Genomic DNA, 240 nt, shown 5'->3' on the forward strand with positions numbered 1-240 from the left:
TCTAGCCCAATGAACTTTATTATTTCGAATAAAATAATGTGATTTGCATTCAAAGCTCCAATTTCCTATTGATGGAGAAAGTGATATTGATTCTCCATCAAAAATAAGTTTCCAATCTGTTGGGGAAAAGGGTGCAATGACCTCTTGTCCACAACCACAAAAGCATTTATGAACTGAGGTTGTGTACTCTAAAGAAATATAGATACAGCCTTCGTTAATTTCCTCTGGAATAAATTCAAC

The 240-nt window shown here is 34.2% G+C and carries 1 protein-coding gene; it reads right to left on the reverse strand.

What is annotated here, in order from left to right:
* Nucleotides 1–240 (reverse strand): ubiquitination-like system serine protease family protein (locus ACY2RR_RS24680; RefSeq protein WP_490110850.1); only part of this gene is annotated, 240 nt, incomplete at both ends.

The sequence above is a fragment of the Parendozoicomonas sp. 2304DJ65-17 genome, assembly GCF_058148445.1.